The organism is Microbulbifer magnicolonia (assembly GCF_035117725.1).
GTDB classification, from domain to species: Bacteria; Pseudomonadota; Gammaproteobacteria; order Pseudomonadales; family Cellvibrionaceae; genus Microbulbifer; species Microbulbifer magnicolonia.
Window position 1 is genome coordinate 1,540,370 of the sequence record NZ_JAYEFD010000001.1, and the last position, 13,471, is coordinate 1,553,840.

13 protein-coding genes are annotated in these 13,471 nt (G+C 61.8%); 3 read left to right on the plus strand and 10 right to left on the minus strand.

Features of this window, described 5'->3' with window-relative positions:
* Positions 1-10 precede the first annotated feature (10 nt).
* Positions 11-1,201, minus strand: coding sequence for an acetyl-CoA C-acyltransferase (locus RRF64_RS06780; RefSeq protein ID WP_323845073.1), 1,191 nt, complete (start codon positions 1,199-1,201; stop codon positions 11-13).
* 185 nt (positions 1,202-1,386) lie between these two features.
* Here RRF64_RS06780 and RRF64_RS06785 point away from each other — a divergent pair, with 185 nt between their 5' ends.
* Positions 1,387-1,983 (plus strand): LemA family protein, encoded by a 597-nt coding sequence (locus RRF64_RS06785; RefSeq protein WP_323845074.1) that lies wholly within the window; start codon positions 1,387-1,389, stop codon positions 1,981-1,983.
* 3 nt (positions 1,984-1,986) lie between these two features.
* Positions 1,987-3,927 (plus strand): M48 family metallopeptidase, encoded by a 1,941-nt coding sequence (locus tag RRF64_RS06790; RefSeq protein WP_323845075.1) that lies wholly within the window; start codon positions 1,987-1,989, stop codon positions 3,925-3,927.
* 61 nt (positions 3,928-3,988) lie between these two features.
* Here the strand turns inward: RRF64_RS06790 and RRF64_RS06795 are convergent, their stop codons facing one another.
* The 9 genes from RRF64_RS06795 to zapE all read right to left on the minus strand — a co-directional run bounded on the left by RRF64_RS06795 (position 3,989) and on the right by zapE (position 12,766).
* Positions 3,989-4,603, minus strand: a complete 615-nt coding sequence (locus RRF64_RS06795) for a Yip1 family protein (RefSeq protein WP_323845076.1) — start codon at positions 4,601-4,603, stop codon at positions 3,989-3,991.
* A 106-nt stretch (positions 4,604-4,709) separates the two neighbouring features.
* On the minus strand, positions 4,710-5,909 hold the full coding sequence (locus RRF64_RS06800; RefSeq protein WP_323845077.1) for a GGDEF domain-containing protein: 1,200 nt from the start codon (positions 5,907-5,909) through the stop codon (positions 4,710-4,712).
* A 137-nt stretch (positions 5,910-6,046) separates the two neighbouring features.
* Positions 6,047-6,442, minus strand: coding sequence for a ClpXP protease specificity-enhancing factor (locus RRF64_RS06805; RefSeq protein WP_323845078.1), 396 nt, complete (start codon positions 6,440-6,442; stop codon positions 6,047-6,049).
* 239 nt (positions 6,443-6,681) lie between these two features.
* Positions 6,682-7,308: a glutathione S-transferase N-terminal domain-containing protein gene (locus tag RRF64_RS06810; protein ID WP_323845079.1), complete on the minus strand. Its 627-nt coding sequence runs from the start codon at positions 7,306-7,308 to the stop codon at positions 6,682-6,684.
* A gap of 112 nt (positions 7,309-7,420) precedes the next feature.
* On the minus strand, positions 7,421-9,622 hold the full coding sequence (locus RRF64_RS06815) for a ubiquinol-cytochrome c reductase (RefSeq protein WP_323845080.1): 2,202 nt from the start codon (positions 9,620-9,622) through the stop codon (positions 7,421-7,423).
* The gene (gene petA / locus RRF64_RS06820; RefSeq protein ID WP_323845081.1) at positions 9,619-10,218 is read right to left on the minus strand and encodes a ubiquinol-cytochrome c reductase iron-sulfur subunit; all 600 of its coding nucleotides are present in this window, start codon (positions 10,216-10,218) and stop codon (positions 9,619-9,621) included. Before petA ends, RRF64_RS06815 begins: the two co-directional genes overlap by 4 nt.
* A 302-nt stretch (positions 10,219-10,520) precedes the next feature.
* On the minus strand, positions 10,521-10,913 hold the full coding sequence (gene rpsI / locus RRF64_RS06825; protein ID WP_323845082.1) for a 30S ribosomal protein S9: 393 nt from the start codon (positions 10,911-10,913) through the stop codon (positions 10,521-10,523).
* Between the two features lie 14 nt (positions 10,914-10,927).
* Positions 10,928-11,356 carry a 50S ribosomal protein L13 gene (rplM, locus tag RRF64_RS06830; RefSeq protein WP_323845083.1) on the minus strand — a complete coding sequence of 143 codons (429 nt, stop codon included), beginning with the start codon at positions 11,354-11,356 and terminating at the stop codon, positions 10,928-10,930.
* A gap of 285 nt (positions 11,357-11,641) precedes the next feature.
* On the minus strand, positions 11,642-12,766 hold the full coding sequence (gene zapE / locus RRF64_RS06835) for a cell division protein ZapE (protein ID WP_323845084.1): 1,125 nt from the start codon (positions 12,764-12,766) through the stop codon (positions 11,642-11,644).
* A 166-nt stretch (positions 12,767-12,932) separates the two neighbouring features.
* Here zapE and RRF64_RS06840 point away from each other — a divergent pair, with 166 nt between their 5' ends.
* The gene (locus RRF64_RS06840) at positions 12,933-13,391 is read left to right on the plus strand and encodes a Z-ring associated ZapG family protein (protein ID WP_323845085.1); all 459 of its coding nucleotides are present in this window, start codon (positions 12,933-12,935) and stop codon (positions 13,389-13,391) included.
* The last annotated feature ends 80 nt before the right edge of the window (positions 13,392-13,471 follow it).

Here is a 13,471-nt window from a genome sequence, read left to right on the forward strand (position 1 = left end):
TGAACCGGGATCAAACCCGCTCGATGGCAACCGCCGTGGCCTCGCCGCCGCCGATACACAGGCTGGCGATACCCTTCTTCGCGCCGCGCTTCTCCATCGCCGCCAGCAGGGTCACCAGAATGCGCGCGCCGCTGGCGCCCAGCGGGTGGCCGAGGGCACAGGCGCCGCCGTTCACGTTGACCTTGTCGTGGGGCAGGTTCAGTTCGCGCATCGCGGACAGGGTAACCACCGCGAAGGCTTCATTGATCTCGAATAGATCTACCTCATCGGCGGACCAGCCGGTGTTCTCCAGCAGCTTCTGCATCGCCCCTACCGGCGCGGTGGTGAACCACTCCGGCTGCTGCGCGAATTGCGACTGACCGCGCACGACCGCCAGTACTTTCAGCCCGCGCTTCTTGGCCTCGCTCTCGCGCATCAGCACCAGCGCCGCGGCGCCGTCGGAAATGGAGCTGGCATTGGCGGCGGTCACTGTGCCGTCCTTGCGGAAGGCCGGCTTCAGCTGCGGAATCTTCTCCGGGCGGGCGCTGCCCGGGCCCTCGTCCACACTGACTTCCACCTCGCCGCGGCGGGAGGTCACGGTCACCGGGGTGATCTCGCGCTCGAAGGCGCCGCTCTCGATGGCCGCCTGGGCGCGCGCCAGGGACTCTAGCGCAAATGCATCCTGCTCCTCGCGGGTGAAGCTGTACTTGTCGGCGGTGCACTCGGCAAAGGTGCCCATCAGCTTGCCGTCGTAGGCGTTTTCCAGGCCGTCGAGGAACATATGGTCCTTCACTTCGCCGTGGCCCAGGCGCAACCCGCTGCGCACCTTCGGCAGCACGTAGGGCGCGTTGCTCATGCTCTCCATGCCGCCGGCGACGATCACCTTGCCCTCACCCAGCAGCAGCGCATCGCGGGCCATCATCACGGTCTTCATACCGGAGCCGCACACCTTGTTCACCGTAGTGCAGGGGGTGCCTGCCGGGATGCCGGCGCCAATGGACGCCTGCCGCGCCGGCGCCTGGCCGACACCGGCCGGCAGCACGCAGCCCATCAGTACTTCATCCACATCTGCCGGCGCCACGCCCGCGTCCTCGAGGGCCGCGCGGATAGCGGCGGCGCCCAGCTGCGGCGCGCTCAAGTCGGACAGGCTGCCCTGCATGGCGCCCATCGGCGTGCGGGCCATACCCACGATCACGACCGGATCGGAAGTTACATCACTCATACTGGCTGCTCCCAAAATCTGTGCCACCGCTCGGAAGGCGGCGGCGTTACATTTATTGCGGCCGCATTATAACCGAAGCCGGCAGCAAGACCCCATCCGCCCTTGGCAGTAGGCTTTCGCAGTTTGCGACATTGGCTCCGTGTTACTATCGGCGCCAACAACCTACAACAACGGCGAGAAGTAATATGGAAATCTCAAGCATCGTCTGGCTGGTGGCCATTGCCGCACTTTTGTTCTACGTGGTCGGCATATACAACAAACTGGTTTCACTGAAGAACCGCTATGAAAACGCCTTCGCGCAGATCGAAGTGCAGCTGAAACGCCGCTACGACCTGATTCCCAATCTGGTCGACACGGCCAAGGGCTACCTGAAGCACGAGCGCGAGACGCTGGAAGCAGTGATCAGTGCGCGCAACACCGCGCTCGCCGGTCTCAAGGCCGCTGCGGCCAACCCCGGCTCTGCCGGCGCCATCGCCGACCTGGGGCACGCCGAGGGCGCCCTGGCCAATGCGCTGGGTCGGCTCAACGTGGTGATGGAGGCCTACCCGGATCTGAAGGCCAACCAGAATATGATGCAGCTCACCGAGGAGCTGACCAGTACCGAAAACAAGGTCGCCTTTGCCCGCCAGGCGTTCAACGACTCGGTGATGACCTACAACATCTTCAAGCAGAGCTTCCCGCCGGTATTCTTCGCCGGCTTCTTCGGCCACCGCGACGACGGCAAGCTGCTGGAATTCGCCGACTCGGAGACCATCCAGGCCGCGCCGCGGGTCGAGTTCTAACCGATGAATTTCTTTGAGTACCAGGACAGGGCCAGGCGCAACAGCGGCCTGCTGGTTGGCCTCTTCGCGCTGGCGGTGATGCTGCTGATCGGCATCACCACGCTGCTCGCCGCAGCGCTGGTGGCCTACTCCCGCGGTCAGGCGTTCTCGCTCGTCAACATCGACCAGCTGCTGGGCTGGGACATAGTCGCCACCATCGCAGTCTCCATCGCCGCGGTGATCGCGCTGGGCAGCCTGTACAAGCTGCGGCAGCTGGCCGCCGGTGGCCGCGCGGTGGCCGAGTCCCTCGGCGGGCGCAAGATCAACATCGCGCCGCACGGCGACGCGGAGCAACGCGCGCTGAATGTGGTGGAGGAGATGGCCATCGCCTCGGGCACACCGGTGCCGGATGTCTACCTGATCGAGGACGATGCCATCAACGCCTTCGCCGCCGGCTACAAACCGTCCGACGCGGTGATCGGCCTGACCCGCGGCTGTATCGAGAGGCTCAACCGCGACGAACTGCAGGGCGTGGTGGCGCACGAATTCAGTCACATCTTCAACGGCGACATGCGCCTGAACATTCGCATCGTCGGCCTGCTGAACGGCATCCTGATTATCGGCCTGCTCGGCTACTGGCTGCTGCGCGGCACTCACTTGAGCTCCGGTCGCGACAACCGCGGCCGCGCCGCGCTGTTCGGGATCGGCGCCGGGCTGATGGTGATCGGCTATACGGGGACTTTTTTCGGCAACCTGATCAAGTCTGCAGTCAGCCGCCAGCGCGAATTTCTCGCCGATGCCTCGGCGGTACAGTTCACCCGCAACAATGCCGGCATCGCCGGCGCACTGAAAAAGATCGGTGGCTACACGGCCGGCTCGCAGCTGACCGCCGGCAACGCAGCGGAATTCAGCCATATGTACTTCGCCAGCGGCCTGAAGAAATCCTTTACCAACCTGTTCGCCACCCACCCGCCGCTCGCCGCGCGCATAGCGCGCCTCGACCCGCAGTGGAATGGCCGCTTTCCCAGTACCGACAGCGCGCCCGCCGGTCTCTCGGTAACCGCTCAGCAGGACGCCCAGGTGATGGGCATCGCCGCGACCGCCGCGCCCTATCAACAGGTAATCGACGCGGTCGACAACAGCATCGGCAACCCCAGTGAACAACAGGTAGATTACGGCCGCCAACTACTGCAATCGGTACCGGCAGCGCTGCAGCAGGCCGCGCGCGACCCCTTTGCCGCACGCGCGCTGGTCTATTACCTGCTGATGCACAATGAGGAGAGCGAGCGCCGGGTGCAGCGCCAGCTGCTGCAGCAGTTTGCCCACCCGGCAGTGGTACGGGAAATGGTGAAGCTCGAACCCCAGCTTCAGAGTCTCTCCGCCAGCGCGCGCCTGCCTCTGCTGGATCTCTGTGTGCCGGCACTGAAAGCACTGGTGCCGCAGCAGTACCAGGTCTTTAAACGCAACCTGATCAAGCTGCTGCGCAGCGACGGTAAAGTGGAGCTGTGGGAATGGGCGCTTTACCGGGTGCTGATGCACGCGCTCGAAGGTGCTCCCGATCGCCAGCGCCTGTCCCACCGCAGTGGTGCGGAAAGGGACGCGGCGCGATTTATCCTGGCGGCGGTGGCGCATTCCGGCAACGGCGATTACCTGCCGGCCAAACGCGCCTATGAGTGTGGCCTGAAGGCCCTCGGCCTCGAGATTACGCCACTGCCGGCGGCCGCAGATATCACCCTGCCGCGGCTGGACAAGGCCATCGCCATTGCCAGCGATATCAAGCCACTGCGGAAGCCGGCGCTGCTGAAAGCGATGGCCGCGACCATGGCCCACGACGGTATAGTCGAAGCAGGGGAAATCGAGCTGCTCCGTGCGGTGGCCGACTGCCTCGACTGTCCAATCCCCCCCCTGGTCCCGTCCACCGTCGCGTCGGCGGCAGGCAGCCGGATTCCTGCGCCAATCAGCTGATCGGCAAGCGTAAAAAAGCCGGCAGATTATGCCGGCTCTTTTACGCCTGCCCACACATGCCTCAGTGCTGGTAGACGGGCCCGATACCCATGCTCCAGAGAATCACCGAACCGATCAGCACCGTCACCATCATGATCAGCGCGACGGTAACCACCGCACAGGCGTACAGAAAGGCGCGATCCTTGTTCATGTTCATCAGGATCGGAATGCCCTCAAACATCAGATAGATGGAATAGGCGCCGGCGAGCCCGACAACCAACACGGTCAACCACAGGTGCGGGTAGAGCACGACGATACTGGCGAGGAAAATCGGCGTGGTCACGAAGACCGCCAGCGCGGTGCCCTCGTAATGACGCGTGGGCTCATCACCTTCGACGCCATAGGATTTGGCCATCCAGTTGATAAACTCGCCCAACAGATAGACCCCGATCAGCATCGCGAAATAGGTCACCACCGCCAGCACGCCCGCGCTCGCGGGGGTCAATTTCGTCAGGTGGCCGCCCAATTCAAAACCGAAGCGGGTCACGCCGACATAGCCGGCGATACAGGGGATCAGTGCCAGAAACGGCACGTGACTGAAGAACACTTGTTTGAATGAGTGCTTGTCGGAACGTATGGCCTGCCACTCCCGGTCGGGATGGGTAAAGATTCCGATGGTATGACTAAGAATTCGCACGCTGTGTCTCCCTTCAATACTCTGCTAAGCAGTATCGGGGTCAGGGGAGCGATTAACCAATGTAAATCAGTAATAAGGCGCCATTTTTCGCGACACTTGATTTATATCAGTTATGTACGCAGACGCGATTGCGCCCGCCGCGCTTGGCTTTGTAGAGCGCGCGATCCGCCGCTTTCAGCACCTCTGCCGGAGACTTCAGATCGCCGCCGCTACTGGCGACGCCGACGCTGACTGTCGTTTTGATCGCCCTGCCCCCACCCTGCCCGCGTCGCCGGCGGGCGCGCCCATCGCTGCCGGGGGCGCGGGATTCCGCGCGCAAGCGCAGCGGATAGGCGGCGATTTTTTCCCGCATCTGTTCCAGCGCGTGTTCCGCCCTGGCACCAGCGCGGCCGGCTATCACCACCACGAATTCCTCACCGCCATAGCGAAAAGCGCGACCACCACCGAAACGCGCGATTTTCCCCGCCACCATACGCAGCGCCTGATCGCCGACCTGGTGGCCGTAGCGGTCGTTCAGTTTCTTAAAGTGGTCTATATCCACCACCGCGATGCTGAAGTGCCGGCCGAGTGTCAGCAGGTAGCGGCTGTACGCCCGCCGCGAAGGAATGCCGGTGAGCTCATCGCGGAACGCCAGTTCGTAGGCCGTGCGCAGCACCAGCAGTATCAGCAACAGGCCGATTGCGGAAAAAGTAACCGCCAGTTCCAGTTCGATGGCATTGGCAATAAACAACAGCAGCACGCCGGTCAGCAGCGCAAAGCCGGCATGATCCGGTCTGATGACAATTTTAATACTGGCGAGCAGGAGGCCGGCGGCAAACAACAACGCCACCGGGTCGAATTGCATTTCCCGCTCCAGCAGCGGTACCGGCAAAACCACGGCGGGCCAGCGGCCCATTGCCAGCTGCTCGCAACAGGTTTGCAGCAGTAACAGCCCTACGCCCTGAGCCAGAATCGCGAACAACAGCAGCAGCCCGAAACCGCTGATCACACTGCGGTCGCGGCTGCAGCTGATCAGCGCCAAATTGACAGCGGCCAGGGCCAAGAGCAGCGGCAGAAGTCCATGCCACTGCAGCCAGGGCATGTTCACCACCGCAAGATACACACACAGAAGTAATGCCGAGGGAAACGCCACGCGGCTGGACTTGAAGCAAATCCCCAGCGCCAGGGCAATGCCCAGCAGCGCAGGTGGCAACTGCGCTGTCAGCAGGGAGCGAAAATCAAACCAGGAAAAATACTGCGCGGAAAACAGGGCCAGCACTAAGCACGGCAGCCAGCTATAGCGCAGCCAATACGGATAGGGCGACATGGCAGGACGGAGTGTGGAATTCGCCGCAGATTATACGCGCCCGTATCAGCCGGCGGAGGGAATGCGTCGCAGTTTGCGACGGCAACCCGCGATCGACCGCTGAAGCCGACCGCGGGTCACTGCCGTCTTTGCAGCGCCTACTTGACCACGCGCAGCGCGGGCTTCTTCGCAGATTTCCTGCCGAGGCTTGTGGGTGGCGTCGGCTCCGGCGGTTCCGGCGTCTCTTCCGCTTCAAACACCATGCCCTGGCCATTTTCGCGCGCATAGATGCCGACCACCGCGCCCACCGGAACCTGAATATCGGTGGGTACGCCGCCGAAGCGCGCATTGAAGCGGATCGCGTAGTTGTCCATGGTGAGGCCCGCCACGGCGCTCTCGGAGATGTTCAGCACTATCTGCCCGTCTTCATTGACATGCTGCTGCGGCACCAGCACACCGGTCAGATGCGTGTCGACGAGGATATACGGAGTGCACCGGTTATCGGTTATCCACTCGTAAAACGCCCGCAGGATATACGGGCGATTGGATGTCATGGGCGGCTTACTCAAGTCACTCTCCGTAAAAATTGCCACGCGCCGTTAAAGTTGCCGCGAGGGGCCCAGTGCTTACCATCCATGGCGCGGCTTTATCGAGTTCGATCTGCCCCCTGCCCCACCGGTCCGGGCGCCGCATGCATTCGCGGCGCCTTAGGCCCATGGCGGGGCGCCTTAGGCCCATGGCGGGGCGCCGAACCGCGCGCAAAGCGGTGCTTTGTCCAGGCGCTTCTCGGCCCTCAGCGCATTTCCCGTTCGTATTCGGTCAGGCTCTGCTGGAAGGCCTCCCGCGCAAACAGGCGGTCCATGTAATCCAGCAGCGGCTTGGCCTGCTTGGTCTTCGGCAGGCTGATCTCGAACTGCTCCAGACGCCACAGCAGCGGCGCCATACAGCAATCCACCAGCGAAAACTCTTCATTGAAGAAATACGGCAGGTCGGTAAACATCGGTGCAATTCCGACCAGGCTGTCGCGAAGATCCTTGCGCGCGGCAGCGACGTCTTTGCCACCGGCGAGAATCTTTTCGACCAGCGGGCACCAGTCGCGTTCGATGCGGTACATAATCTGGCGGCTCTGCGCACGGGCAACCGGGTAGACCGGCAGCAGCGGCGGGTGCGGGAAACGCTCGTCCAGGTACTCCATCATTACCTTGGTTTCGAACAGCACCAGTTCCCGGTCCACCAGGGTGGGCAGCGAGTTGTACGGATTGAGGTCAGCCAGTTCCGCAGGCTTATCATCCGGATCCACATCGATGATATCGACGGAAACGCCTTTCTCTGCGAGCACAATGCGCACTCGGTGGCTGTAATGACTGCGACCATCGGAAAAGAAGGTCATGGAGGAGCGCTTGTTGGTCGGCACACCCATGTTCTAACTACCTCAAACTAGTTGGTCGGCGCCTGCGCCAACCATCATTCCAAAAACATAAAAAGGGTGGCGGAGCAGCCCCACCACCCAGCAACGGAAAATCGGCGACAACTCAGTGTTGCACGTCTTTCCAGTATTCGCGGTTCAGCAGCCAGGCGAAGATGAAGAACACCACGATAAACGCCAGCACGTAGAAACCGATGCGCTTGCGCTCTTCCGCCATCGGCTCGGCGATATATTCCATGAAGTTCACCAGGTCATACATCGCCTGATCGAACTCCGCCTCGTTCATGGAGCCTTTGACGTTACCGACTTTCAGGCTACCACATTCGGCGTCCATGATCGGGTTACCCAGGTCATCGCGCACCGTGTGGCCGTGTTCGCGCTTCGGGCCGGGCGCACACTCCGGCAGCCCCTGCAGTTCCATCAACACGTGGGGCATGGCCACACTCGGGAACACCTTGTTGTTCACGCCGGTCGGGCGGCTGTCATCCTTGTAGAAACTGCGCAGGTAAGTGTAGAGCCATTCCGGAGAACGGGAGCGGGCAACCAGTGTCAGGTCCGGCGGCGCGGCGCCGAACCAGACTTTCGAGTCGTCCGGACGCATGGAGATCTGCATCAGATCGCCAATCTTGCCCTCACCCAGCACCAGGTTCTGCAGCATCAGCTCGTTGGGAATTTCCAGGTCAGTGGCCACGCGTTCCCAGCGGGAAAAGTTGGCACTGTGGCAACCCATGCAGTAGTTGACGAAGTACTTGGCACCGCGCTGCAGGGACGGCTTGTCCCTCAGGTCGATGTTGATGTAGTCGAGTTCCACCGTGCTCTCTGCGCCCACTGCCTTGATCGGCAGGAAGGCCAGCAGCGCCACGACAATGATGCCACCGAAAAGCACACCGAAGGTCTTGCCGCCGGAGGGGCTGGTTACCCGTGCGGGCTCCGGATGCACCTCGTCGCGCACGGTCAGCCACGGCAGAGCGGCGAAGAACGCCGCCAGCAGCAGGGCCGCGACACCGACGAACAGGCTCGCCTTGAAGTTGGTTACCGCCATCCACAGGAACAGTACCGCGAAGACGCCGCTCACGATCCAGGACGCCATGCCCTTGCGCTCCTTCGGGTTGCTCCAGATGGGCATGGTCACGAAGAAGGCAAAATAGAACAGGGTCGCCACCTGGGCCAGGAAGTTGCGGCCCGGCGTCGGGGATTTAACACCCAGGTAGCCGAGGATGATAAATACCGCAGCGAACACCAGCAGCAGCGCCTTGGGCAGCCAGCCCTTGTAACGGATGGAGCGCACCGGGCTCTTATCCAGCCACGGCAGCACGAACAGGATCGCGATAGCCGCACCCATGGCCACCAGGCCGAGGAACTTGGCGGTCAGCGGGCCTATATCGATGGTTACCGCGCGCAGAACCGCGTAGAAAGGCGTGAAATACCACACCGGCGCAATATGCTCCGGCGTCTTCAGAGGGTTTGCCTCTTCGAAGTTCGCGTGTTCGAGGAAGAAACCGCCCATTTCCGGGAAGAAGAACACCACCACACAGAAGATGAACAGGAATACCGCCACGCCCACCAGGTCGTGCACCGAGTAGTAAGGGTGGAAGGGCACGCCATCCAGGGGTATGCCGTTCTCGTCCTTGTTCTTCTTGATTTCGATGCCGTCCGGATTGTTGGAACCCACCTCGTGCAATGCGAGGATGTGCAGTACCACCAGCAGTACCAGCACCAGCGGCAGCGCGATCACATGCAGGGAGAAGAAGCGGGTCAGGGTAATACCGGAGATCAGGTAGTCACCGCGGATCCACTGCACCAGGTCTTCACCAATGCCGGGAACGGCCCCGAACAGTGACACGATCACCTGAGCGCCCCAGTAGGACATCTGCCCCCAGGGCAGCACGTAACCCATGAATGCCTCGGCCATCAGCACCAGGTAGATGCACATGCCGAAGATCCACACCAGCTCCCGCGGCGGCTTGTAGGAGCCGTACATCAGTCCGCGGAACATGTGCAGGTAGACCACGACGAAGAACGCCGAGGCACCGGTGGAGTGCATATAGCGAATCAGCCAGCCCCACTCGACGTCGCGCATGATGTACTCGACGGAGGCAAAGGCACCCTCGGCGGAGGGATTGAAGCTCATCACCAGCCAGATGCCGGTGAGCAGCTGGTTGACCAGGACCAGCAGGGAGAAGACGCCGAAGAAGTACCAGAGATTGAAGTTCTTGGGCGCGTAGTACTTGCCCATGTGCCTGTCCCAGGCCTGGTAGATCGGCAGACGCTGGTCGACCCAGTCACCGAATGCGGTTAGCCATTTCATGCGCTGCCCTCCTGATCCACGCCGATTACGATTACGTCGTCACCCTCAAAGGAATAGGGCGGTACATCGAGGTTGGTCGGTGCGGGCACACCCTTGAAAACGCGTCCGGCCAGGTCGTACTTGGAGCCGTGACAGGGGCAGAAGAAGCCGCCCATCCACTCGTCGCCGCCGAGATCGGCCGCGCCGACCTCCGGCCGGTACATGGGAGCGCAGCCCAGGTGCGTGCAGAGGCCAACCAGCACCAGCAGATGCGGCTTGATAGCGCGGTTCTCCGGGTTGACGTAGGGGGGCTGAATCGATTCTTCCGAGTTGGGATCGCGCAGCAGCGGCGTCACTTTCTCCAGATTCTGCAGTGTCTGCTCGGTGCGGCGCACGACATAGACGGGCTTTCCGCGCCACTCAACGGTGACCATCTGGCCCGCTTCGAGCTTGCCGACATTGTATTTCACCGGCGCGCCGGCGGCTTTCGCCTTGGCGCTCGGATTCCAGGATGCGACGAAGGGTACGGCTACACCTACCGCACCCGCACCACCGACAACCGAGGTAGCGGCGGTCAGGAAGCGGCGCCGTCCTACGTTTACACCGTCATCACTCATGACGTAGTTCTCCCATCACAGCGTCCCGGAAGCTCCGGAGACAGGCTGGCCCAAACCCAAAAAATCTTGCAGGAAATTTCGCCCGACAGACTGTCCGCGCGAATAAACCCCATAAATCAAGCGGATACAAATTCGCGCAATGTTAAAGAAAATGCCAATTTGATACAAGGCAATGACAAGGGGAACGTCGGGAATCGCGCAGCGAACTGGCGAGATACTAGGCAGATCTGACAAGAAGTGTTCGACGCCAGCTGCATAGCGGAAATAAAAAAGCCCGGCAATTGCCGGGCCAAAAAGAAAGCTTATCGCTTGGAGAACTGCGGCTTCTTGCGCGCTTTGCGCAGACCCACTTTCTTACGCTCCACTTCACGGGCGTCGCGAGTCACGTAACCCGCAGCGCGCAGCGGCTGGCGCAGCGCTTCGTCGTACTGCATCAGGGCGCGGGTCAGGCCGTGGCGGATAGCGCCCGCCTGACCGAAGGAACCGCCGCCTTTAACAGTGACGTTGATATCGAATTTTTCCACCATGTCGACCATTTCCAGCGGCTGACGCACGATCATGCGCGCCACTTCGCGGCCGAAGTATTCGTCCAGGGTACGGCCGTTAACGGTGATCTTGCCCTCGCCCTGCTCGATGAATACACGAGCGGTGGAGGTCTTGCGGCGGCCGGTACCGTAGTATTGAGTAGTTGCCATCTGAGTATTCCCCCTTAGATCGCCAGTTCAATCGGCTGTTGCGCCGCGTGAGGATGTTCACTGCCGCTGTATACTTTCAGCTTCTTGAACATGGCGCGACCCAGCGGACCCTTCGGCAGCATGCCTTTTACGGCGCTTTGAATGGTGCGCTCGGGCGCTTTTTCGATCAGCTTCTCGAAGCTGATGGACTTGAGACCACCGGGGTAGCCGGAGTGGCTGTGGTAGATCTTGTCTTTGGCCTTGTTGCCGGTCACGCGGACCTTCTCGGCGTTGATCACGATGATGTAATCGCCGGTGTCCACGTGGGGCGTAAATTCAGGCTTGTGCTTGCCGCGCAGGCGGTGGGCGATCTCGGCGGAAATACGGCCGAGAGTCTTGTCCGCAGCGTCGACAATGTACCAGTCGCGTGTTACCGCTTCCGGCTTGGCACTGTAAGTCTTCATGTTATAAACACCTGTAATAAGACCCCGAAAATAGGGGCCGTCCCACGAAAGAGCGCGGATAGTACATAAGGAGTGTATGCTTTTCAAGCGATTTTGGGCGGCTCTTTTCGGCGCCGTGTGCGCTGCAGGCGGGCTACAGGGCGCGCCCCTCTCCAGGGGTGCCAGTAAGCTAGTCCAGTGGCGGCTTCGCTACCGGGAGCTGCTTGCGGGACACGCCGTGAAAGGCCCCCGGCGCCAGGACCGCCACAAATCTCTCTTACTGGTACTACTAGACGGAGGAGGGGCTCACTCTGGCCTATGCGGCCGCGCCAGATACTCGTGAGACTGCATCTCCAACAGCCGGCTGACCGTGCGTTCGAACTCGAACTTCAGGTGCTTGCCGCCGTAGAGCTGCTCCGCGGGCACCTCCGCGGAGATCACCAGCTTGACGCAGCGGTCGTAGAACTCGTCCACCAGGTTGATGAAGCGCCGCGCCTGGGCTTCCATGCGCTCGTCGAAGCGCGGCACCTCGGCCAGCAGCACCGTGTGGAATTCCCGCGCCAGCTCTATATAGTCATTCTGCGAGCGGGGTCCGTCGCACAGGTCGCTGAAATCGAACCAAGCCACGTCGTCGGCGACCTTCAGGGCGCGAATGGGACGCCCCTCCACGTCCAGGTTCACTTTATCGCGCACCTCGCAGCCCTCCACACTTAGCCTGGCGAAGCTGCGCGCCAGACTCGCGTCCGCCGCCGCGTCCAGCGGCGAGTGGTACAGCTCCGCCATCTCCAGCGCGCGCAGCCGATAGTCGGTGCCGCCGTCCACGTTGACCACCTTCGTGTACTGTTTCAGCAGGGCGATGGCCGGCAGGAAGCGCGCCCGCTGCAAGCCGTCCCTATACAGGCCCTCCGGCTCGATATTGGACGTTGCCACCAGGGTAACCCCGCGACGGAAGAGCGCGTCCAGCAGATTGGCGAGGATCATCGCATCGGTGATATCGGAGACAAAGAACTCGTCGAAACACAGCACCCGCGCCCGCGAGGCGAGGCGATCCGCCACCTGCTCCAGCGGGTTCTTCTCGCCCGACAGCGCCTTCAGCTCCCGGTGCACCTGGCGCATAAAGCGGTGAAAGTGCGTGCGCTGCTTCTGCGCAAAGGGCAGCGACTCGAAAAAGGCGTCCATCAGGTAGGTCTTGCCGCGACCGACGCCGCCCCAGAAGTAGAGCCCCCGTTCCGGCTGCGGCTGATCCCGCCACAGCTTGCGCACGCGCCCGAACAAACTGCCCCGCCCCACCCGCTGCAGCAGGCGGATATAAAGATCCTGCAGCTCCTCGACGGCGGCCTGCTGTGCCGGATCTGCGACAAAGTCCGGGCGCTGCAAATCGCGCTGGTAGCGCTCTAGCGGTGACAAAATGGGCGAGTTAGCGGGTGACATAGCTGGGGATACGATCGACTGCCTGGCTGCGAGGGGCGCCACTCTAGCAAATTCCCACCGTTTTTTCGCCGGCTGCGACTATCCCGACGCTGCGGCTCGAATTGCGTATAATGGTGTCTACGTCAGGGATGGCCGGCGCTTTTTATTAGTTGAGGAGGAAGTTTTCGTGCACTCTACATCGGTATTGATTCTGGTGGGCATTCTCGGCCTAGTGCTGGGCGCCCTGCTGGCATTTCTGGCGGTACGCGGACGCGGCAGCCTGGACCGCACCCAGGAACTGGAGCTCCGCCTGCGCGAAGCCAACAACAGGCTTGAGGATTTCCAGCTGCAGGTAAACGAACATTTTGACCAGACAGCGCAACTGGTTCACAACTTGACCGAAAGCTATCGGGAAGTGCATGAATATCTGGCCAACAGCGCCATGCGCCTGTCCAGCCATGATATCGGCCGCCAGATGCTGGAGGCCGGCAGCGGCAAGCTGAGCGATAACGTCGAGAACCTTCAGAGCGTCGCGCCACCGCGGGACTGGGCGCCGAAGGAGCCGGGCGCCAAGGGCACACTATCGGAAGATTTTGGTCTCGAGAAGGAGCCCGCCGGAGGGCGCGAGAGCGCGGCAAGTCGCTAGCATTAAGCCGGCGAAACCCACAAAAGCCAGACAAAAAAGGGCGGGTAACAACCCGCCCTTTTTATTGCTTAAAGGTCCGA

Excerpts from the sequence above, each read along its gene's own strand:
- RRF64_RS06810 (WP_323845079.1), bottom strand. The coding sequence starts at position 7,308 with ATGGGTGTGCCGACCAACAAGCGCTCCTCCATGACCTTCTTTTCCGAT.
- RRF64_RS06790 (WP_323845075.1), top strand. The coding sequence starts at position 1,987 with ATGAATTTCTTTGAGTACCAGGACAGGGCCAGGCGCAACAGCGGCCTG.
- zapE (WP_323845084.1), bottom strand. The coding sequence starts at position 12,766 with ATGTCACCCGCTAACTCGCCCATTTTGTCACCGCTAGAGCGCTACCAG.
- RRF64_RS06805 (WP_323845078.1), bottom strand. The coding sequence starts at position 6,442 with ATGACATCCAATCGCCCGTATATCCTGCGGGCGTTTTACGAGTGGATA.
- rplM (WP_323845083.1), bottom strand. The coding sequence starts at position 11,356 with ATGAAGACTTACAGTGCCAAGCCGGAAGCGGTAACACGCGACTGGTAC.
- rpsI (WP_323845082.1), bottom strand. The coding sequence starts at position 10,913 with ATGGCAACTACTCAATACTACGGTACCGGCCGCCGCAAGACCTCCACC.
- RRF64_RS06785 (WP_323845074.1), top strand. The coding sequence starts at position 1,387 with ATGGAAATCTCAAGCATCGTCTGGCTGGTGGCCATTGCCGCACTTTTG.
- RRF64_RS06815 (WP_323845080.1), bottom strand. The coding sequence starts at position 9,622 with ATGAAATGGCTAACCGCATTCGGTGACTGGGTCGACCAGCGTCTGCCG.
- RRF64_RS06800 (WP_323845077.1), bottom strand. The coding sequence starts at position 5,909 with ATGTCGCCCTATCCGTATTGGCTGCGCTATAGCTGGCTGCCGTGCTTA.
- RRF64_RS06780 (WP_323845073.1), bottom strand. The coding sequence starts at position 1,201 with ATGAGTGATGTAACTTCCGATCCGGTCGTGATCGTGGGTATGGCCCGC.
- petA (WP_323845081.1), bottom strand. The coding sequence starts at position 10,218 with ATGAGTGATGACGGTGTAAACGTAGGACGGCGCCGCTTCCTGACCGCC.